The 21,169-nt window shown below is 64.0% G+C and carries 15 protein-coding genes and 2 pseudogenes; 15 read left to right on the forward strand and 2 right to left on the reverse strand.

Going from position 1 to position 21,169, the window contains the following annotated elements:
- Positions 1 to 19: 19 nt before the first annotated feature.
- The 11 genes from AOA12_RS11820 (at position 20) to AOA12_RS22655 (ending at position 15,412) form a co-directional block, all read left to right on the forward strand.
- Entirely contained in the window at positions 20 to 415 is a 396-nt protein-coding gene (locus AOA12_RS11820) for a hypothetical protein (protein WP_054682970.1), read from the forward strand.
- 31 nt (positions 416 to 446) lie between these two features.
- The gene (locus tag AOA12_RS11825; protein ID WP_054682972.1) at positions 447 to 854 is read left to right on the forward strand and encodes a hypothetical protein; all 408 of its coding nucleotides are present in this window, start codon (positions 447 to 449) and stop codon (positions 852 to 854) included.
- Positions 847 to 1,656: a hypothetical protein gene (locus AOA12_RS11830; RefSeq protein WP_054682974.1), complete on the forward strand. Its 810-nt coding sequence runs from the start codon at positions 847 to 849 to the stop codon at positions 1,654 to 1,656. The genes AOA12_RS11825 and AOA12_RS11830 overlap by 8 nt, the downstream gene beginning before the upstream one ends.
- A 48-nt stretch (positions 1,657 to 1,704) precedes the next feature.
- Entirely contained in the window at positions 1,705 to 1,887 is a 183-nt protein-coding gene (locus AOA12_RS11835) for a helix-turn-helix domain-containing protein (RefSeq protein ID WP_054682976.1), read from the forward strand.
- A 14-nt stretch (positions 1,888 to 1,901) separates the two neighbouring features.
- Complete coding sequence (locus AOA12_RS11840; protein WP_082406201.1) at positions 1,902 to 5,555, forward strand: helicase-related protein; 3,654 nt, start codon at positions 1,902 to 1,904, stop codon at positions 5,553 to 5,555.
- Positions 5,556 to 5,596: 41 nt separating this feature from the next.
- Complete coding sequence (locus tag AOA12_RS22650) at positions 5,597 to 7,861, forward strand: DUF1156 domain-containing protein (RefSeq protein WP_082406203.1); 2,265 nt, start codon at positions 5,597 to 5,599, stop codon at positions 7,859 to 7,861.
- A 75-nt stretch (positions 7,862 to 7,936) separates the two neighbouring features.
- Positions 7,937 to 9,084, forward strand: a protein-coding gene (locus AOA12_RS11855) for an IS3 family transposase (RefSeq protein WP_143003726.1) whose coding sequence is annotated in 2 segments (ribosomal slippage) — positions 7,937 to 8,207 and positions 8,207 to 9,084 — 1,149 coding nt in all. Because the reading frame shifts where the segments join, the coding sequence is not laid out codon by codon here.
- 73 nt (positions 9,085 to 9,157) lie between these two features.
- Entirely contained in the window at positions 9,158 to 9,637 is a 480-nt protein-coding gene (locus AOA12_RS23150) for a hypothetical protein (RefSeq protein WP_197280912.1), read from the forward strand.
- Positions 9,638 to 9,642: 5 nt separating this feature from the next.
- The gene (locus AOA12_RS11865; protein ID WP_054682987.1) at positions 9,643 to 13,032 is read left to right on the forward strand and encodes a DUF499 domain-containing protein; all 3,390 of its coding nucleotides are present in this window, start codon (positions 9,643 to 9,645) and stop codon (positions 13,030 to 13,032) included.
- 68 nt (positions 13,033 to 13,100) lie between these two features.
- The gene (locus AOA12_RS11870; RefSeq protein ID WP_054682989.1) at positions 13,101 to 15,119 is read left to right on the forward strand and encodes an AAA family ATPase; all 2,019 of its coding nucleotides are present in this window, start codon (positions 13,101 to 13,103) and stop codon (positions 15,117 to 15,119) included.
- The gene (locus AOA12_RS22655) at positions 15,119 to 15,412 is read left to right on the forward strand and encodes a hypothetical protein (RefSeq protein ID WP_231637072.1); all 294 of its coding nucleotides are present in this window, start codon (positions 15,119 to 15,121) and stop codon (positions 15,410 to 15,412) included. The genes AOA12_RS11870 and AOA12_RS22655 overlap by 1 nt, the downstream gene beginning before the upstream one ends.
- Here the strand turns inward: AOA12_RS22655 and AOA12_RS11875 are convergent.
- Positions 15,409 to 16,490 (reverse strand): annotated as a pseudogene (locus AOA12_RS11875) (IS3 family transposase); the annotation flags it as partial. The gene AOA12_RS22655 and the pseudogene AOA12_RS11875 sit on opposite strands and share 4 nt — an antisense overlap.
- A 95-nt stretch (positions 16,491 to 16,585) precedes the next feature.
- Here AOA12_RS11875 and AOA12_RS24090 point away from each other — a divergent pair.
- Positions 16,586 to 17,116: pseudogene (locus AOA12_RS24090) on the forward strand (DDE-type integrase/transposase/recombinase); the annotation flags it as partial.
- Positions 17,011 to 17,814, forward strand: a complete 804-nt coding sequence (locus AOA12_RS24095) for a ZIP family metal transporter (protein ID WP_335337377.1) — start codon at positions 17,011 to 17,013, stop codon at positions 17,812 to 17,814. The pseudogene AOA12_RS24090 and the gene AOA12_RS24095, both read left to right, overlap by 106 nt.
- An 84-nt stretch (positions 17,815 to 17,898) precedes the next feature.
- Here the strand turns inward: AOA12_RS24095 and AOA12_RS11895 are convergent, their stop codons facing one another.
- Positions 17,899 to 18,582, reverse strand: coding sequence for a Crp/Fnr family transcriptional regulator (locus AOA12_RS11895; protein WP_054682993.1), 684 nt, complete (start codon positions 18,580 to 18,582; stop codon positions 17,899 to 17,901).
- A 182-nt stretch (positions 18,583 to 18,764) separates the two neighbouring features.
- Here AOA12_RS11895 and AOA12_RS11900 point away from each other — a divergent pair, with 182 nt between their 5' ends.
- Together AOA12_RS11900 and AOA12_RS11905 are read left to right on the forward strand one after the other, a co-directional pair.
- A complete protein-coding gene (locus tag AOA12_RS11900; protein ID WP_054682994.1) occupies positions 18,765 to 19,010 on the forward strand; it encodes a heavy-metal-associated domain-containing protein in 246 nt (81 codons plus the stop codon).
- A 94-nt stretch (positions 19,011 to 19,104) separates the two neighbouring features.
- The gene (locus AOA12_RS11905) at positions 19,105 to 21,108 is read left to right on the forward strand and encodes a heavy metal translocating P-type ATPase (RefSeq protein WP_054682996.1); all 2,004 of its coding nucleotides are present in this window, start codon (positions 19,105 to 19,107) and stop codon (positions 21,106 to 21,108) included.
- Positions 21,109 to 21,169: the final 61 nt, after the last annotated feature.

The following is a 21,169-nucleotide window of genomic DNA, read 5'->3' on the forward strand; positions in this document are numbered from 1 at the left end:
GTATGGCATTGTGCACTGTATGGGCACTGCGGAGCTGAACCAAGAGTCATTCGTCTTGGCGGTGGAAGACCCGTACCTCGACGCCCTGATAGGAACGATCGAGGAGCCCGCTGGGTCTCGCAACGCGGCGGAGGCGGGACGACTGACGATCGCGTGGTGGGATCGACACGGGACAGGTCCCTCGTGCGCCGAGCTACTGGATGCGATGTTCGCGGGCATCGCGTGGGACGAGGTTATCGAGGACCCGGCTCGCACGCTCCCCGAACGCCGCGCGCAGGTCGAGCTGTTGCAGCGCTGGCTGATCAGCTACTGGGCGCGGATCGGTGCGATCGCCTTCATTCCCGGCCACGACGATGTTGTTCGGCCCGGACGGATTCATCGCGAACCCGAGACTGAACGAAACGCCGACACCTGATGCGTTGTCCGGTTGTGATCGAGGAGGAAAGATGCGCGAGATCTCCATCGCCGGCCGCACGATCACGGTCTCGCACGTGAAGACGACTCATAGCGACTACGGCGATATTCAGCGCTACCTCGCGGAGGTGTCGGACTCAGATGCCACGACGTACCTCACCATTCTGAGATCTAGCAGCACAGTTGATGCCCGCGTGGTGGGATCTGTCGTCGACACCGAACTCCTCCGCGGGCACGACGGCAGCGCAGATTCAGGACTACTGCGAGATCCTGCGATCCGCGCGTGGCGCGACGAAAACCGGCACTCGATTGACACCGCTATGCAGACCCTCGCTGACGAGATCGCCGGGCTGCCACCAGAGCCCGTGACCGACATCGAGCGAACGCTGCTCAGCGCGTTCGGCATCGATGCCGGAGCGGAGGAATCTCCCCGTGCGTGAGTACCCGTGGTTCGACTTCGATCAAGTCGACTTCGTGACTTCCGACACCCACTTCAGCCACGCCCGCATCAGCGAACTCGCCGATCGTCCGTACTCCACCGTCGACGAGATGAACGACGACCTTGTGCGCCGGTGGAACGACATAGTCGCGCCCGCCAGCGTCGTCCTCCACCTTGGTGACTTGGCGCTCGGCCCGATCGAAGAATCTATCGCGCTCACCGCGCAGCTCAACGGGCGCCGGCTGCTCGTACCCGGCAACCACGATCGCGTCTCACCCGCGACTCAGTCGAAGCGGGCAATCGAACGATTCCTGCCCGTGTACGAAGCGGCGGGCTGGGAGATCCTCCCAGAGGTCATCGAGGGAACCCGCCACGGGTACAGGATCATTGCCTCGCACTATCCCTACGGCGGCGATAGCCAGGAACAGGATCGACACACGTCGCATCGCCCGCGCTGGGACGACGGCATCCCACTGCTCCACGGACACACGCATGCTCGCGACCGCGGCCCCAACGGCCACCAGTTCCATGTCGGCGTCGACGCCCATGACTTCGCACCGATCCCGTTCAGCGTGATCGACACCTGGATCCAGAGCCTGCCGGGGATCGAAACCCGGCTCCAGACAGCGATACGCGAAGCTCGAGGAGTCCTCGCCGACCTGGACAACACATCTCCATCCCAAATGGACTCGATGTTCTACATGCAGGCGTACGACGATCTCCACATGCACCTCGAGGAACTGCTGACGGCCGTTGACGAGACAGGGCACGCCAAGGGCGACGCGGACGCAGGGTCCCGATAGGATCGGCCATACCCGGATAAATCCGACTCAATCCGCATGGGGGCGTGAATGTCCGAGCCATGGCTTTCTGCCGACGACATCGCCGAGCACCTGGGCGTCACCAAAGACACGATCTACGCCTGGATAGCCGAGAAGGGGATGCCGGCCCACAAGGTCGGACGTCTGTGGAAGTTCCAGGCGAGCGAGGTTGATGCCTGGGTGCGTAGAGGGGACGCTGGATCACCGGACTGACTCAGCCAGCCGCGATGTCGACGGCCCGACGTATCCTGATCGACTTGCCATTTTCCGGGAGGAACCACGTGCAAACAACCACAGTGACGCTCGCTTCACTGCGCGCCGGGCAGCGCCTGCGCGGCGTCTTGCCCGGGCAGCCGGTGACGCTTGTCGGCGTGACCACGCTGGATGATGCGCTTGTCGAGATCTTCTTCCGCGACGACTCTGGCCGCACTGGCGAACGCATGATCACCGACGCGGATGCCGGCAAGCTCGAACTGGTCACCGAGCTCGGCAACGCCCCCGCGTTCGACGGCGACCCTGACGAGTTTCGGCTCGCGGCCGAGGCGCTCCGCATCAAATACGCCGCGCTCTACGACCCGATGGCTGCCGTCAACAGCTCCGACGTCGACCCACTGCCACACCAGATCCGCGCGGTGTACGAGGAGCTCCTTCCGCGGATCCCGCTGCGTTTCCTGCTCGCTGACGATCCCGGTGCCGGCAAGACGATCATGGCGGGCTTGTACCTAAAGGAGCTCGTCCTCCGCGCCGACTGCGAACGAGCACTGATCGTTGCGCCCGGCGGACTGGTAGAGCAGTGGCGGGAAGAGCTCTCCCAGAAGTTCGACCTCTCGTTCGAGATCTTCAACCGCCTGATGGTCGACGACGCGCAAGGTCGAAATGTGTTCGCCGAGCACCCATTCCTCATCGCGCGGATGGACCAGCTCTCGCGCAGCGACGACCTGATCGAGCAGCTCTCCGACGTCACCTGGGATGCTGTCGTCGTTGATGAGGCGCACCGCATGTCGGCGCACTACTCGTCGTGGGCGGGTCAGGTCGACGAGACAAAGCGTTTCCGTCTGGGTCGACTGCTCGCCGAGACCGCGCATAACTTCCTCCTCATGACAGCGACACCGCACGCGGGCAAGGAAGAGGACTTTCAGCTGTTCATGTCACTGCTGGACCGCGACCGCTTCGAGGGCCAGTTCCGGGCCGGCGTGCACCGCACAGACACGCGCGGTCTGATGCGGCGCATGGTGAAAGAGGATCTCCTCACCTTTGAAGGCAAGCCGCTTTTCCCGGAACGTCGCGCTTACACAGTCGAATACGACCTCAGTGACCCGGAGCGCGAACTTTACGAGCTCGTCACCAGCTATGTACGCACAGAGATGGGCCGCGCCGAACGCCTCGCGCAAGCTGGCGACAAGAAGCGCGGCAATAACGTCGGCTTCGCTCTCACCGTGTTGCAGCGACGCCTCGCCTCGAGCCCCGAAGCCATCCTCCGATCGCTTGAGCGCCGCCAAGCGCGACTTGAGACACGACTCCGCGAGTGGCAGCGCGCGACTGACGCTGCGCGCTACACCAGCTCGATGACGGCGACGATTGACGAGTGGTCGACCGGCCGAGTGGCTCTCGACTTTGAGGACTCGACCGGCTCGACACCGAGCTTCGATCCAGACCTATTCGACGACCTCGACGAAGAGGTCGCGGAAGAAGAACGCGCCCAGTTCGAGGCGCGCGTCGACGAAGTCGTCGATCTCGCCACAGCTGCGGCGTCGATTGGCGAGCTCCGCGCAGAGATCGCGATCCTCGAAGACCTCATCAGAGTCGCCCGCCGGGTCCGAATCCTCGACGACGACAAGAAGTGGGTGCAACTCCGCACCATCCTCGACGAACAGCTCCTGGTCCACGATGACTCGGGTGAACCGCGCAAGATCATCATCTTCACCGAGCACAAAGACACCCTCGACTACCTCCGCCAGAAGATAACAACGCAACTGGGCCGCCCGGAGTCGGTCATCACAATCCATGGCGGGACGCGCCGCGAAGACCGCAAAGCAGCGCGCGAGAAGTTCACCTACGATCACACCACCGTCGTCCTCCTGGCGACGGACGCGGCCGGCGAAGGCCTCAACCTGCAGCGCGCACACCTGATGGTCAATTACGACCTGCCGTGGAACCCGAACCGAATCGAGCAGCGATTCGGACGCATCCACCGCATCGGTCAACGCGAAGTGTGCCACCTGTGGAACATGGTCGCGAAGGACACGCGTGAGGGCGATGTGTTCACGCGACTCCTCTCGAAGATCGATCAGATGTCGATCGCATACAACGGCAACCTCTTCAACGTCCTCGGCGACGCGGACGCCTTCCAGGAGAAGTCGCTTCGCGAACTACTGATCGAAGCGATCCGCTATGGCGACGAGCCTGAACGCAAAGCCGAACTCGACCGCGTTATCGATGCGAGCGTCTCCCACGGTCTTGACGCGATGGTCGCCGAGCGCGCGCTCCACCCAGAGATGTACTCCTCGCTGAATCTTGAGGAGATCCGTGGACGCATGGAGAAAGCCCGCGAGCGACGGCTACAACCGGGGTACATCGCGGCGTTCTTCATCCCGGCCTTCGAGCGCCTCGGCGGCCGCATTCGTCGGCGCGAGAAGGGTCGCTATGAGATCACTCGCGTGCCCCAGCGAATCATTGACACCGCCCGCAGGCTCAACCGCTGGGCACCCGTATCCGAACGATACGAACGGGTCACCTTCGAGACCGCGCACGTTCGCCCCGAGCATCAGACGCAGGCCGCGCTTCTCGCGCCCGGTCATGCCCTGCTGCAAGCAGTCATCGAACTCACCATCGAGGACCTTGGCCCCGTGCTCAAACGTGGAACCGTGTTCGTCGACCGTCGTGAGCAGCAATCCGACCAGACCGCTCTGCTGTACGCGGTTGAGCAGCGCATCCAGAACGCCACCCCTGACGCCGACACTGTCTCTCACCACTTCGATTACCCCGTCCTCGACACGGCTGGCACAGTAACGCTTGCCTCGGCTCCTCCCTACCTCGACTACGACGCCCCGCAGGCGGACGAAGCCGCGGCGATCGCCACCGTGCTCGCGGACGAGTGGGTTAAGAGCGATCACGAACGTTCCATCCGCGCGTGGGCCTACCGAGACGGACTTGCACCCCGCATGGACGAACTCGGCGCTCGGATCGCGGTGGAGGTCAACCGTACGCGCGTGCAGGTCAAGGATCGGCTCCTCGCTGAGATCAACCACTGGGATCGCGAGCACAATCGCCTCGAAGCTCTCGAACGCGGCGGAACGATCGGACGAGTCCGCGCCGAGACTGCGCTCCAGCGGTCAAGGCAGCTCGACGAGAGACTGGATCGGCGGCTCCGTGCGCTCGACGAGAGCACACAACTCGTCGCGCTACCGGCGGTCGTCCGTGGATCAGCGCTCGTCGTGCCGAGTCAGCAGCTCTCATCGGAGGGCAAGGATGCCGCTCCTCACACTTTCGCGCGCGAGACCGAGATGGTCGAACGTCGAGCGGTCGAGGCTGCCCTTGCTGCTGAGCGCGCGCTCGGGCGCAGTCCCCGCGAGATGCCTCGGAACAATCCCGGCTACGACATCCAGTCGTTCGACCCCGAGGGCCGCATCCACTACATCGAAGTGAAAGGCCGGATCGCGGGATCGGACACCTTCACCATCACAACGAATGAAGTCACCTTCGCCCAGACCCAGGGTGACCGCCACCGACTCGCACTCGTGCGCGTGTCGCCAGAGGGCGCCGAGCATGACACGTTGCGCTACGTGCTCGACGCGTTTACTCATATCGAGCCCTCGGTAACCACGCGCTCGTACAACGAGGATTGGCGCGACTACTGGGATCGCGGAGATGTCCCCCGGTGAGTGGACTTGCACGAACTCGAGGCAGGAACGGAAACGACACAATGTCACCAGCACCAAAGCGAAAGCTCATCGAGGTCTCGTTGCCCCTAAAGGCGATCAACGATGCAGCTCAACATGAGAAGTCTGTACCTCGGCGGGGACACCCGTCGACGATGCACCTCTATTGGGCTCCCCGACCCCTCGCGACGGCTCGAGCGGTGCTCTTCTCGCAACTCGTTGACGATCCGTCCTCTCATCCGGAGGAGTTCCCCACCGAGCAAGCCCAGAATGCCGAACGTGCTCGACTACACGCCCTGCTCGCAGAACTCGTTCGGTGGGAGAACTCGAACAACCGTGAGTTACTGGCGCAGGCGAAGGAGGAGATTCAGCGGTCCAACCCTGGCAGTCCGCTATCCTTTCTCGACCCTTTCTCCGGCGGTGGTGCGATCCCGCTGGAAGCACAGCGGCTCGGACTGAATGCCTCCGCGTCGGATTTGAACCCGGTGGCCGTTCTCCGAACCAAAGGGCTCATCGAGATCCCTCCCAGATTCGAGGGACTCGCGCCCGTAAGCCCGAACGCAGAAGGCCGCGCCACACCATGGGAACGCGCCGAAGGGTTAGCTGAAGACGTCCGCGCATACGGCAGAGTCGTTCGCGACGAAGCGAAGCGGCGGCTGGCGGACACTTATCCCACCGTTACAGCACCCGGTGGGACGGAGCACAAGGTAATTGCCTGGATCTGGGCTCGCACCGTCCAGAACCCCAACCCTGCGAACCCTATCGAGGTGCCGATCGTAGCTACGTGGTGGCTTAGCAAGAAGAAGGGGAAAGAAGCGTACATTGTCCCCTCAATCCGGGATGGCCGTGTGGTGTATGACATCCGACGGGATGCACATGGGCCGACTGGTTCGGACGACGGCACACGCGTCGGACGCGGTGCCGTCAGCATCGCAGATGGCACCCCCATCTCCGCCGACTACATCAAGTCCGAAGGGTCCGCTGGCCGGCTCGGTGCGCATTTGATCGCGATCGTCGCCGACGGCACGAGGGGACGCCTCTATCTGCCCCCCACCACCGAGCATGTCCTGGCCGCGAATGTAGCGAGGCCCGCCGACGTGCCCGACCAGGAACTTCCGTACGACCCGAGAAACATTTGGACGCCGCCCTACGGCCTCACCCGCTTCTCAGATCTATTCACGAACAGACAGTTGACGATTCTCACGACCCTCAGCGACCTCATCACTGAGGCTCGCTCATCTGCCATCGGAGATGCAGTGGCGTCTGGGTTGGAGCGCGGGGATCGCTTGGAAGACGGCGGACGCGGCGCAATTGCATATGGGGATGCAGTTGCAACCTATCTGTCGTTTGCGATAAGCAAGTTGGCCGACTGGTCATCCACTTCCTGTAGTTGGATCAACACCATAGAAGGTGTCCGCGACACTTTCGCTCGGCAGTCGATCCCGATGGCCTGGGACTACGCAGAGATTAATCCTTTTTCGGACTCTGTCGGCAATTTCCTCTCTCATGTGATGTGGGTGGCAGCTGGCGTTGCGGCGATGCCGGCCTCCGCTAACCTTCCCGGAACCTCGCTTCAGGCCGACGCGTCGACAAGGTCTTATGAGGGTCTCGTCGTGTCCACCGATCCGCCCTACTACGACAACATCTCCTACGCCGATCTCTCGGACTTCTTCTATGTTTGGCTCAGGCGTTCGATCGGTGACATTCATCGCAAGACGCTCGGCACCGTTCTCACGCCGAAGTCAGAAGAATTGGTCGCGAGCCAATATCGTCATGATGGTAAGAGCAACGCAGCGGCGTTCTTCGTTGATGGCTTTAACCGCGTGTTCTCGCGAATTCGACACGGAGCGAACCCAGACGTGCCGATGACCGTGTACTACGCATACAAGCAGCAGGACACGCGTGGTGCCGGGACATCGTCGACCGGCTGGCACACCCTGCTGGATGGTCTGATCGGCGCGGGTTGGGAAATCTCGGCAACGTGGCCGATGCGGAGCGAGCGCAGCGGACGCATGCTGAGTGTAGGTACTAACGCGCTTGCATCCTCGATTGTCCTCGCGTGTCGGCCCCGTCCGCTCGACGCGCAGGCGACGACACGCCGCGCATTCGTCGCTGCTCTCAAGTCCGAGCTCCCGGGCGCCCTCCGAGACCTTCTGTCAGGGGACATTGCCCCCGTTGACCTCGCACAAGCCGCGATCGGACCCGGAATAGCGGTGTTTTCTCGTTACTCGCGAGTTCGCGAGTCGGACGGCTCAGACATGAGTGTTCGCGACGCGCTGCTCTTGATCAACGCGACGCTGGTGGGCTGACCCCGTTTCGTAGGTCCGGTTGTTATGTGAGTCGTCCTGTCGTCCGCGGTCGCGGGCAGGGAGACTGGTCAGATCATGACGAACAGCAGGAAGCGGCACACCCCGGAGCAGGTCGTCCGCAAGCTCGGGCAGGCCGACAGGATGCTCGCCGACGGCGCCGACATCGCGGCGGTGTGCCGGGACCTCGGAGTCTCCGAGCAGACGTATTACCGGTGGCGGAACCAGTACGGCGGGCTCAAGGCCGACGACGCGAAACGGCTCAAGGAGCTCGAGAAGCAGAACGCAACCTTGAAGCGGCTGCTCGCGGAGGCGGAGCTGGAGAAGGCGGCGCTCAAGGAGCTGGCTGAGGGAAACTTCTAAGCCCGGACAGACGCCGCGCCGCCGTCGCTCACCTCAAGCGCAAGCTGCAGGTGAGCGAACGGATGGCGTGCCGTCTGGTCGGGCTCTCACGCTCCGCCTACCGGCGCCCGCGCAAGGGCGACACCGTCGCGGACCCGGACCGGGCGCTCAGGGACTGGCTGCGCGCCTGGGCGAAGAGCCACCCCCGCTACGGGTACCGACGCGCGTACCACGACGCCCGCGCCGAGGGCTGGGCCGTGAACCACAAGAAGATCCAACGCCTCTGGCGCGACGAAGGGCTCCGGGTCCCGCAACGCCGTCGCCGCAAACGCGTCGGGTCCTCCACCGTCGGCCCGCCTACAGCAGACGCACCGAACGTGGTGTGGGCCGTCGACTTCCAGTTCGACGCGGACGAGCAGGGCCGCCCGATCAAGATCTGCTCGATCGTCGACGAGCACACCCGTGAGTGCATCGGCGGGCTCACCGAACGGTCGATCACCGCCGACCGCCTCACCGCCCACCTCGAGGACCTCGTCGCCGTGCGCGGCGCCCCGGCTGTGCTCAGATCGGACAACGGACCGGAGTTCATCAGCGAAGCGATGGCCGACTGGGCCGGCACCCGCACCGGGCTGTCCTACATCCCGCCCGGCTCTCCGTGGCGCAACGGGTACGTCGAGTCGTTCAACAGCCGGATCCGCGACGAGTGCCTCAACATCAACAGCTTCTACTCACTCCTGCACGCCCAGGTCGTGATCGGCGACTGGAAGAACGAGTACAACCATCACCGCCGGCACTCCTCGCTCGGCTATATCGCCCCCGCCGACTACGCTCGGGAGTGCACCCATCGAATGGAAACCGACGACTCACAGATCGCCTGGACCTAACGAAGGGGGCGGCCCACTGGACGAGGTCCTAGGCGAGCAAGAGAGTGACTTTGACCCCGACACGCGCTTCGCGGTGAAGTGGTATCGCCAGTATGGCTGGGATCGGGAAAGCTCAGGCATCGCTGATCAGTTGGCGCGCGCCTCAGACACTTCGATTGGAACCCTCGAGCGCGGCGGAATATTCGAAACCAAAGGCGGAAAGGCACGACTACTTGCGCCCGGCCAACTGGAGGACTCGTGGGATATTGAAACCGACGAGCGCGTCAGCGTCTGGGAGGCCACCATACGTCTGGCTGCGGTGATGGCCAAGCACGGCGCTGACCAGGTCGCTTCGTTGCTCCCGGCAGTGCAGGCTCGGTTGAATCTCGACGCAGTGAAGGAGCTCGGCTTTCTCCTTTTCCATGAGGCGGAGAAGAAGCACGACGCCAAGGACGCCATTCTCTTCAACGGCCTCGTGAGCGCATGGGGTGACGTGAACGAGCAGGCGCGCAAGCACGGGGGGGCGCCGCGTGCAGTGCAGCAAGCGTTTGACTTCGATGAGGATGGGGACTGAGCTCGATGGCGATGAACAACCGTGACCGCGTGGGCAAGGCTTTCGACCTGTTGTCGGAAGGACTACTCGACTCCGTTGATGAAGTGATGACCGCGGCCTATGGCACACAGGACTGGCCAGCCGCCTGGGCTCAAGAGGATGCCCAACGTCGGGGTGGGCCGGCGCGAACGCTGACGAAGCACGACGTTCAGGTACAGCTTCGCGCGATTACGGAGCAGGGCTATCGGTTTAAGGACGTGCTGTCCCGCGCGCAGCAGGGGTTCGGTTCCGAGCTCCGTGAGACGCGCAATCTGTGGGCTCACAACGAACCGTTCGGTTCAGATGATGCCGCGCGGGCACTCGACACGATCGAGCGCCTGCTTCACGCGGTCGGCGCGGTTGACTCCGCCGAGGACGTCCGCAAGCTCCGCATCGATCTTCAGCGCACGGTCTTCGAGGACCAAACTCGTAAACAGGTCAAGCGCACTATCGTCTCCCTCGACCCAGGCTCGGGGTTGCGGCCCTGGCGTGAGGTCATTCGCCCTCACGACGACGTCGCGCGAGGCGAGTTCACCGCATCCGAGTTCGCCGCCGACCTGCACTTGGTCCGAACCGGTCAGGCGACGAGCCCCGAGTACGGCGACCCCGTCGAGTTCTTCACCCGCACCTACCTCACTTCGGGTCTGCGAGATTTGCTGTCCCGCGCGCTACGGCGCGTTAGCGGTGACGGCAACGCGAGCCCCGTCGTCAACCTGCAGACAAACTTCGGTGGCGGCAAGACACACTCGATGCTTGCGCTATACCACCTCTTCAGTGACACCCCCGCGAAGGACTTCCCGCAGGAGCTCCAAGAACTCATCGCAGAGAACGGCAACCCCGATCTCGTAGCGCTGGGGGCCAAGCGGGTGGCGCTTGTCGGAACGTACCTGAAAGCAGGCTCGCCGCTCATCAAGGATGACGGGACCGAAGTGCGCACGCTCTGGGGTGAGCTCGCCTGGCAGCTAGGCGGACGCGAGGCGCACGACCTGATTGCGGCAGATGACCGTGCCGGCACGAACCCGGGCGAAGCGCTGCACACGCTGATCGCAAAGTACTCGCCCGCGCTGATCCTGATCGACGAGTGGGTCGCATACGCCCGGCAGCTTGTGACGGACAAGGAGCTTCCGGCCGGATCGTTCGAAACGCAGTTCACGTTCGCTCAGTCGCTGACCGAGGTGGTCCGGTCAGTGCCGGGAGCGATGCTGGTCGTTTCGATTCCGGCATCCGATACCGGCGAGGCGGGGAGCGGAAGCGACATCGAGATCGGTGGCGCCAACGGTCAGCTTGCGTTGGAGCGTCTGCAGAACGTGATCCGCCGTGTCGCCGATCAGTGGCGTCCGTCGAGCAAAGACGAATCCTTTGAGATCGTTCGACGCCGTCTCTTCCAGGCACCCAACGCTGAAGGCCTCACCACGATCTCCGCTGTTGCCCGAAGCTTCGTCACGCTCTATCGGAGCAATACGGCGCTTTTCCCGCGGGATGCCGCGGCTCCGAGTGATGACTACGAGCAGCGCATCCGTGCGTCCTATCCGTTGCATCCCGAGTTGCTCGACCGTCTGTACGAGGACTGGTCAACGCTCGAGCGCTTCCAGCGCACACGAGGCGTGCTCAAGCTTGTGTCGTCGATCGTGCACGAACTCTGGGCATCCAACGACACCTCACCGCTGATCCTCCCCGGCAACGTGCCACTCGAGGCCACGACCGTCAACACGGATCTGACCCAGTACCTCGAGGATCAATGGAAGCCAATCATCGACTCCGACATCGACGGGCCTGGATCGATGGCGCAGCAGATCGACCTGGATCGTCCGAACCTTGGTCAGCGATTCGTCACACAGCGCATCGCTCGCACGATCTTCATGGGCGCGGCACCTCGAATCAAGGCGTCGCGAAAAGGCCTCGACAAGCAGTACGTCTGGTTGGGCACGGCCGCACCCGGTGACACGCTGGGTAACTTCGGCAGCGCGATCGAACAGCTCGCGCAACGTTCGACGTACTTCTACGAGGAGCAGGGTCACTACTGGTTCGACACCCAGCCGTCGGTGACGAAAACCGCGAACGACTATGCCGAGCGGCTCCGTGAAGACGTCGAGACTGTCTGGAACGAAATCACGGAGCGCCTCCGCATCGAGGAACGCGCGCGCGGTGTATTCGACCGAGTGCACGTCGCCCCGGCATCCAGCGCTGACATCCCCGACCTCGAAGACGCGCGACTGGTCATCGTCCACCCGCGCCACTCGCGGCGCAAGTCGGACGGTGCCGACTCATCGGCCCACCAGTGGGTGCGTGACGCGGTCGAAGCCAAGGGTGGCAGCCAGCGCGTGTACCGCAACACGCTCGTTTTCCTCGTCGCCGACAAGAGCGAACTGGAGAGCCTCGAGGCCGCTGCTCGTAGCTTCCTCGCGTGGAGACGTGTGCAGGCGACCAGCGAGAGCCTCAACCTATCGGTGCAACAGCGCAGGCAGACAGACGACTGGGTCACGCGTCTCGACCGGACCGTCTCAGATCGGATCCGCGACACCTTCGTGTGGGCGGTCTACCCCGAGCAATTTGACGCCACCAAGCCGTTCGAGTTGATCACGGACAAAGTGCCCGACTCGAGCGGCCGCTCCCTCGCGGAGCGCGTCGCCGCGAAGCTCTCCCGTGACGATCAGCTCGTGACCGAGTTCGGCGCACCAATTCTCGGCGCGACACTGCATCAGGAACTCGGTCAGCTGTGGCGCGACAAGGGAGAGATCACCGTCGGCGAACTTTGGGGCTACTTCGCACGGTACGTGTACCTGCCACGTCTCGTGCGGCGAGAGACTCTGGACGCCGCCATCGAACGCTCAGTGAACTCCGTGCTCGTCGACGGCGAGAAGTTCGCAATCGCGGCAACGAAGGACACTGACGCAAGACGCTATCGCGGACTGATCGTGCCCCCGGCTCACAACGTGGCGATCCAGGTCACCGATAGCACGCTCCTCGTGGACTGGAACATTGCAGACGAGCAGGCATCTGCAGACCGCGCAGCCGCCGCTCGGGAAGCCGCCCGGCGCGCATCTGAGGAGGGTGCCGCAGAGCTGGGCCCGATCGACATTGTCATGGTCGATGATGAAGCGGAGGAGTCGACAACGGCGGTCGAAGACATCGCCGCACAGCGAAGCCCGAGCCGCTACTTCGGGTCGGTGAAGGTCGACCCCGATCGCTATTCACGGGATATCGGAAACGTGACCCGCGAGATCATCGATCGCCTTGCGGGCGCCGGCGCGAAGCTCGAGATCACCATCGACATCCAGGCGAGCAAGGGCGATGGCTTCGACGAGGGCGAGGTGCGCACGATCTCCGAGAACGCGCGCGTCCTCAAGTTCGACCCGAGCTCCGGCTTTGAAAACTAGCGAGGGGCAAGCGGCGACTGCGCCGAGCGTGCGCAGACCAAGAAATCAAATCGGAAGGAGCCTCAGGGATGAGGATCGAATCAGCAGTTGTGACCAACTATCGCTGCATCGTCGATAGTGGAGAGTTCGGCGTTGAAGCTGACAAGACGATCCTGGTTGGGATCAACGAAGCAGGAAAGACAGCGCTGCTGAAGGCGATCCAGCTCGTTAGTCCGACGCCCGACACGCCCAAGATTGACTGGCTTTTTGACGCGCCCGCGCCGATGGTTGATGACATCCGTCGCGGGAATCTGGATCGCGAGCGGATGGCCGTTGCGAAGGTCGTCCTGACGCCCGACGCAAATGATGTTGAGGGACTTGGTCTCGCGAACGACTCTGACATCCGGCTTGAGATGACGGCTTGGCTCAGTGGCAAGCGCACCTACCGCGTTACGGGACTGCAACCTTCGGTCTCGCTCGGAGACGTCGATAAGAGCATCGTTCGCCTCACGAGTGCGATGTCGAAGCAGTCGAGCGAAGACGCGAAGGCCGCCGCTCAGGGGCTGACTGCCTGGAGGGCAAGCCGCGGCCAAAGTGATCCGATCAGTGGCGAAACCGCGGATGAACTTCGCGACCACCTGGATTCGCTATTGCCGCTGTTCGCCGACGGTTCTGCCGCCGAAGGCTATTGGGATGCGCTGGATTCCGTCGTCAAAGAGGCGAAGGGACAAGACGAGGTTGGCAAGCACCTCCTGTCGAAATTGCCACCGTTCGTCTACTTCTCCTCTTACTTCTCGGTGCGCCCACGAATCCACCTGAACCGCCTCGCGGAACGGGAGGAATCAGGCGAGATTGACCTGGACTACGATTTCGGCAACCTGCAGTTGCTGAAGTTTCTCGGATTCACGGCCCGCGAGCTGTCGAATATGGACTCGGAGGCTCCTACAAAGGGCGTCAACTATGACACCGATGTCCAGGAGCAGGAACGATACAAGGCTGCTCTTGCCGCGCACGAACGCAGGCTCACAGAACGCAAGCGCGCGCTGCAGACGGCTGGTGCGCGCTTGACGGCTGAGATTCGTCGCGTATGGAACGATGACTCCCTCACGCTTCGGCTCGATGTCGACGGACAATACCTTCAGACGCTCGTCGAGGATGAACTCGGGATTCCAGTCGAACTCGACCAACGAAGCGAGGGCTTCCGCTGGCTCGTCTCATTTTTCGTCGTTTTCCATGCGCAGGCAAAGGATGATCTCCGAAACGCAGTCTTGCTACTCGATGAGCCCGGTCTCAGCCTCCACGCGCTCAAACAGCAAGAGTTCCGCAAGACTGTGTCCGCCCTGGCGGAGGGGAATCAGATCATCTACACGACGCATTCCCCCTTCATGGTGGGAGCGGACGAGCTGGATCTCGTTCGGGTGGTCGAGATGGTGGACCGCAAGGTCGGGACGAAAGTCCATACTCGCCTGGCCGTCGACGATCCAAAGTCGATCTACCCGCTCCAGGCGGCGCTCGGGTACGACCTCGCGCAGAGCATGTTCACTCACCAGCGGAACCTGGTGGTTGAGGGCATCACCGACCTCCTCATCATCGAGGCACTGAACGCCGCCTTCTCCTCGGACGGCGGACCAGCGCTGGATGGCGACATCGCAATTGTTCCCGCCGGAAGTGCAAGCAAGGTCGTCTACTACAGCACGATTCTCACCAGCCAGAGCCTCAAAGTGGCGGCTCTTCTGGACTCGGATTCTGCCGGCGATCTGGCCGCCGAACAGGAGGCGCTGTGGCAACTTCTGAGCACGAAGAGGATCCTCCGAACTGGTGATCACATCAGCGTCGTGCAACATGCCGAAATCGAGGATCTCCTGCGTCAGACACTTGCTCAGATTGCTCGAGACGAGCTCGGGTGGGACAGCGTCGAGACCGTGCAGAGCCAGCCCACTCGACCTCTCATGGAGGTTCTCGTCGCCGAGCATCCTGGAGCGTCCAAGTGGAAGCTGTCTCGCGCCTTCGCAAAGTGGTTGAGCGCGAACGGGACGGCAGCGCTCGATGATTCGGAGCGTGAGGCGTGGCGTTCGCTGTCAACGGCGGTCAACAAGGCGCTCGCCTAATGTCCGACAGTGCGGACGGTTCCGAAGATGATGCGACCGATGGCGCACTCGATCCTGCGGCGGTGCCCATGGGTAGGCGTGGAAACGTCGGCTTCGATGGACGAGTCTTTCTCACAGATGCGGAGCATCAGACGTACCTGCGCCGACGGCCAGTTCGCTACGTTCGAAAGGTGATCGCCGCCTCCAATTCGTGCTCTGTCTGCGGCGAAGACGGATCGGCCGAGAATCCGTTGCAGGTGGCGCACATCGTTCCGTTCGGACTCGGTGTCGTGCTGGGCCGCCCCCTTCGTTAGGTCCAGGCGATCTGTGAGTCGTCGGTTTCCATTCGATGGGTGCACTCCCGAGCGTAGTCGGCGGGGGCGATATAGCCGAGCGAGGAGTGCCGGCGGTGATGGTTGTACTCGTTCTTCCAGTCGCCGATCACGACCTGGGCGTGCAGGAGTGAGTAGAAGCTGTTGATGTTGAGGCACTCGTCGCGGATCCGGCTGTTGAACGACTCGACGTACCCGTTGCGCCACGGAGAGCCGGGCGGGATGTAGGACAGCCCGGTGCGGGTGCCGGCCCAGTCGGCCATCGCTTCGCTGATGAACTCCGGTCCGTTGTCCGATCTGAGCACAGCCGGGGCGCCGCGCACGGCGACGAGGTCCTCGAGGTGGGCGGTGAGGCGGTCGGCGGTGATCGACCGTTCGGTGAGCCCGCCGATGCACTCACGGGTGTGCTCGTCGACGATCGAGCAGATCTTGATCGGGCGGCCCTGCTCGTCCGCGTCGAACTGGAAGTCGACGGCCCACACCACGTTCGGTGCGTCTGCTGTAGGCGGGCCGACGGTGGAGGACCCGACGCGTTTGCGGCGACGGCGTTGCGGGACCCGGAGCCCTTCGTCGCGCCAGAGGCGTTGGATCTTCTTGTGGTTCACGGCCCAGCCCTCGGCGCGGGCGTCGTGGTACGCGCGTCGGTACCCGTAGCGGGGGTGGCTCTTCGCCCAGGCGCGCAGCCAGTCCCTGAGCGCCCGGTCCGGGTCCGCGACGGTGTCGCCCTTGCGCGGGCGCCGGTAGGCGGAGCGTGAGAGCCCGACCAGACGGCACGCCATCCGTTCGCTCACCTGCAGCTTGCGCTTGAGGTGAGCGACGGCGGCGCGGCGTCTGTCCGGGCTTAGAAGTTTCCCTCAGCCAGCTCCTTGAGCGCCGCCTTCTCCAGCTCCGCCTCCGCGAGCAGCCGCTTCAAGGTTGCGTTCTGCTTCTCGAGCTCCTTGAGCCGTTTCGCGTCGTCGGCCTTGAGCCCGCCGTACTGGTTCCGCCACCGGTAATACGTCTGCTCGGAGACTCCGAGGTCCCGGCACACCGCCGCGATGTCGGCGCCGTCGGCGAGCATACCGAGTAGGCGGCGTCGCAGCCCTCGACCCTCATGCGCGCACAGACAAGGGTGTCCGCCGAACCTCGGCCGAGACGGTCGCTTTCGTCGAGCGGTTGGCGCTCACTCGGCCACGGCCCAGTGTCGCCACGCTGCATCGTCTTGCCATCGCGGATGCGCAAGCGCACGAGCTGCCGTCACCGACCTATGCGACCGTACGGCAAATTGTCCAAGCACTCGATCCTGCCCTTGTCACCCTGGCACTTGAAGGGCCGGTCTCGTATCGGGACAAGCACGAGCTCGTCTTCCGCCGCCGCGCGGGACAGCCCAACCAAACCTGGCAATCCGATCACACCGAACTCGACATCCTCATCGTCGGCGCCGACGGAAAACCCGACCGCCCCTGGCTGACCACGGTGATGGACGACTACTCCCGCGCCATCTGCGGATACATGGTCTTCACCGGCGCCCCCTCAGCCATCAACACTGCCCTCGCTCTTCGGCAGGCGATCTGGCGAAAGACAGACCCAGCGTGGGCGATGTGCGGCATCCCCGACATCCTGCACGTCGATCACGGCTCCGACTTCATCAGCCACCACCTCGAGCGGACCGCTCTCGCCCTGCACACCCGGATCATCCACTCGACCGTCGGTCGACCCCAAGGGCGAGGAAAGATCGAGAGGTTCTTCGGCACCATCAACACCGAACTCCTGGCCACGCTACCCGGCCACCTCGGACCCGGCAGCCGGACACCAACGCCTGTCCTCGACCTCGCAGGGCTCGATCGTGCGATCGGCGAATTCATCGGCACCTACAACGACCGGACCCACAGCGAGTTAGGGACCTCGCCGCGGAACGCATGGGTCGCCGACGGGTGGCTGCCCCGTATGCCCGACAGCCTTCAAGAACTCGACGGGCTGCTCGCCTCGTCGTCGCCCTCGCGGTCGTTGTCTTGATCGACGGCGCCATCATCGGCATCGCCTTGTCCGCCGGCGGGGCGGCAGCCCTCTTGATCGCGATCGCGCTGTCGATCGAGCTTCTGTTCGTCGCCGCCTCCACAGCGGGATCCGCGCGCGCGGGCGGCGGCTCCCTCGGCACCGCGATCGGTGTCGGCGCCTTCGTTGCGGTCATGATGCCTATCGGCGCGGTGCTCGGCGCTGTCGTCTTCGCCGGTGTCTCAGCCCCCGTGCTGATCGCAGGCCTCGGCTTTGGTGCCGCCGCCCTGCTTTTCACCGCCGTCGCAGAGCTGTTGGTCGAAGCCTACGAAATCAAAGAGAGCACCGGCACCATCGCGATGGCAGCCGGCGGCTTCCTGCTATTTCTCATCCTCATGATGCTGATGTGACCATGCTTACGCACCCGAGGACGGGGCAAGCCGCATACGGGCCCGGTCGCACGCCACCTTTAGCCAAGCCATGGCGATACCGGTCTATCGAGGTGTGGCTACGCGTTCGAGCCCATCAATGTCGAGAATCGTGACATCACGACGCCCGTGGAGTTCGATGACACCGGAGGCGGAGAGCGCGGCAAGGCGTCGGCTCAGAGTTTCTGGCGTGGTGCCCAGATAGGAGGCGATTTCGTACTTCGCCAACGGCAGCCACACTGTGGGCACGCCATCTCGGATGCTGCCGGGCAGATCCAGCAAGTAGGCCGCGATGCGGGCACTGACATCGCTGGAGGTGATGGCGGCCAGCAATCGCTCGACGGAGGCGAGCCTGTCGGACAGAGTCCGCAGCATCCGCAGACCGACATCAGGGTAGTCGCGCAGCAGGGCCGAGAGGTCGGTGTGGTCGAAGACGCACATCCGGCTGTCTTCCAGCGCGACGACGAGGTCATTGGGCAGGTGGCCGGTCAGGAAGGCCCGTTCGCCCACGACATCACCGTCGGTCACCGTGCGCAGGATTTGTTCCTGGCCATTGGCCGCCGCATGGCTGACCTTGAGCTGTCCGCTGTGCATCACCAACAGACGCGACACCGACTGTCCTGGCGAATAGACCGTCTCTCCCTTGGCAACATGCACCGGGCGGACGAACTCCGCGACCCGCAACTGCTCCTCGCGGGTGAGTCCTTGGAAGATCGGCACGCGGCTGACGCACAAATCATCCACAGGCATGTGGCAAGTCTACCGGAGTCGGCATCGGCGCCGCGGGACCGGACAGCGGCAGCGGCAGCGGCAGCGGCAGCGACGCCTCGGTAGCAGGCGCGCACCGAACATGATCTATGTCAAGGAGTTCCGGGCGCCGCAAACCTATCGTGAAGGTACCAATAAGGAACACATCACGAAAGGGGTCCACAATGGCCACCTCCACCTCCACCCCCACCACCACTCACACCGTCCTGAGAGCGGAGGGATTCTCCTGCCCGTCGTGCGTGGCGAAGATCGAGAAGCAGGTCGGGCGACTCAAGGGTGTCGAGAACGTGAAGGTCCACTTCGCCTCCGCCCGCATCGAGGTCGACCATGACGCCGAGCGCATCTCCGTGGATGACCTCGTCGCCGCTATCGCCAAAGCCGGCTACAGGGCCGCACCGTCTGCCTTCTGAGGCCAACGGCCCCCGCGGGCCGCCTGCGGACATCCTTCCGACATTCCACTCTGCCGGTCTGCTGGCACGAGACCCAGAAAGGTCGTACCCGAAAGTGAACAGGCTCCAAAAATGGGTCTATGGGAACTGGTCAGTCCCCGTCGTGTCCGGCGTGCTCATCATCATCTCCTTCGCCATCCAGTGGCTGGCCGGGGGTGTCGCCAACCTCACCGTCAGCCCCCAGTGGTGGCTCGACGCCGGGGCCCACGCCACCCACGCCAGCGCGGCTTTCACCCTCGGGGATGTCTTCATGATCGCCGCGGCCGTGGTTGCCGGCTACGGGATCGTGGTGAAGGCGGTGCGCGCGCTGATCGCCAAGGTCGTCGGCATCGACCTGCTCGTGTCGGTTGCGGCTATCGGTGCGGTCATCATCGGCAACTTCTGGGAGGCCGCGGCGGTCACGTTCCTGTTCGCGATCGGCCACGCGCTGGAAGCTGCGACCCTGAACAAGACCCGCTCGGCACTGGCCGAACTCGTCGCCGTCGCCCCGGATTCCGCGATCGTTGTGCGCGATGGCGAGCAACAGGAGATCCCTGCCGGGCAAGTGAGAATGGGCGAGATCGTCCTGGTCAAGAACGGTGCGAAGGTCCCCGTGGACGGCCAGGTCGTCTCCGGCACCGGTGCCATCGACGAGGCCTCCATCACCGGCGAGTCCATCCCGGTGGAGAAAACTAAAGGCGGGCAGGTCTTCGCCGGCACCGTCTCCCGCGGCGGCTTCCTACAGGTCCTGGCCACTGGCATCGGCGCAGATACCACCTTGGCCCGCATCATCCACCGTGTGGAAGAGGCTCAGGACGCCAAGGCCAAGACCCAGGCCTTCATCGACCGGTTCTCCACGTGGTACACCCCCGCCGTCATGGTCCTGGCCCTGGTGGCCGGACTTATCAGCGGAGACGTGGTGCTGGCCCTGACCCTGTTGGTCATCGGCTGCCCGGGCGCCCTGGTGATCTCCATCCCGGTCGCCATCGTGGCGGGCATCGGCCGCGCCGCGCGCAACGGCATCCTCATCAAGGGCGGCGAGTTCCTGGAGACCTCCGCGAAGATCACGGCGGTCGCCGTGGACAAGACCGGCACCCTCACCGAGGGCAAACCGCAGCTGACCGACGTCATCATCCTGGATTCCACGCTCGACCGTACGGAGGTGTTGCGCTGGGCCGCGGCAGCTGAGGCCGGCTCCGAACACCCACTGGCCCGCCCCATCCTGGAGACCGCCCGCGAGGAGGGCGTTGCCCCGCAGGGCATCCCCGGCGCCGTCACCCCGGTCCCCGGCAAGGGCATCGTGGCGAACGTCAATGGCCGCCAGGTGCTGATCGGCAACCCGCCGCTACTGGAGCAGTACGGCATTGCCTCGGGCATCGCCGAGGCTGCGCAGGCCGCCCAGGACCTGGCCGCCGCCGGGAAAACACCTATGATCGTCGCTGTTGACGGGAGGGTGATCGGCGTCGTCGCCGTCGCGGACCAGATCCGCCAGGACGCACCGGAGATGGTCGCGCGACTGCACCGGGCCGGCGTCGAGAAGGTCGTCATGCTCACCGGTGACACCCGACTGGTGGCCGAGGCCGTCGGCAAAGCCACCGGGATCGACGAGATCCACGCCTCCCTGCTCCCTGAGGACAAGCTGGACGCTGTCACCGAGCTACAGCGCCAGGGCCACACGATCGCGATGGTCGGTGACGGCGTCAATGACGCTCCGGCTCTCGCCACCGCGAACATCGGCGTGGCGATGGGTGCGGCAGGCTCGGCCGTGGCCGTGGAGACCGCGGACATCGCCCTGATGGGCGACAACCTGCTCAAGCTGCCCGAGGCCATCGGCCTGGCCAAGCGAACCGTGAACGTGATGAAGCAGAACATCGCGATCGCCCTGATCACCGTGGTGCTGCTACTGGCCGGAGTCTTCGCCGGCGGAGTGACCATGTCGATCGGCATGCTCGTCCACGAAGCCTCCGTGCTCGTGGTGATCGCCAACGCGATGCGGCTGCTGCGAAACACCCGAGACTCCACGACGATGCCAAAGAGTGAACGCACCATCGGGACAGCTGCGGAGCAGGTGGCCGCCTGACGCCCATCCCGGGGCAATGGACCCACCCCGGACACCGGGCACCTCCAAGACTCAAAACAAC

The sequence above is a fragment of the Microbacterium sp. No. 7 genome, from assembly GCF_001314225.1.
Lineage (GTDB): Bacteria > Actinomycetota > Actinomycetes > Actinomycetales > Microbacteriaceae > Microbacterium.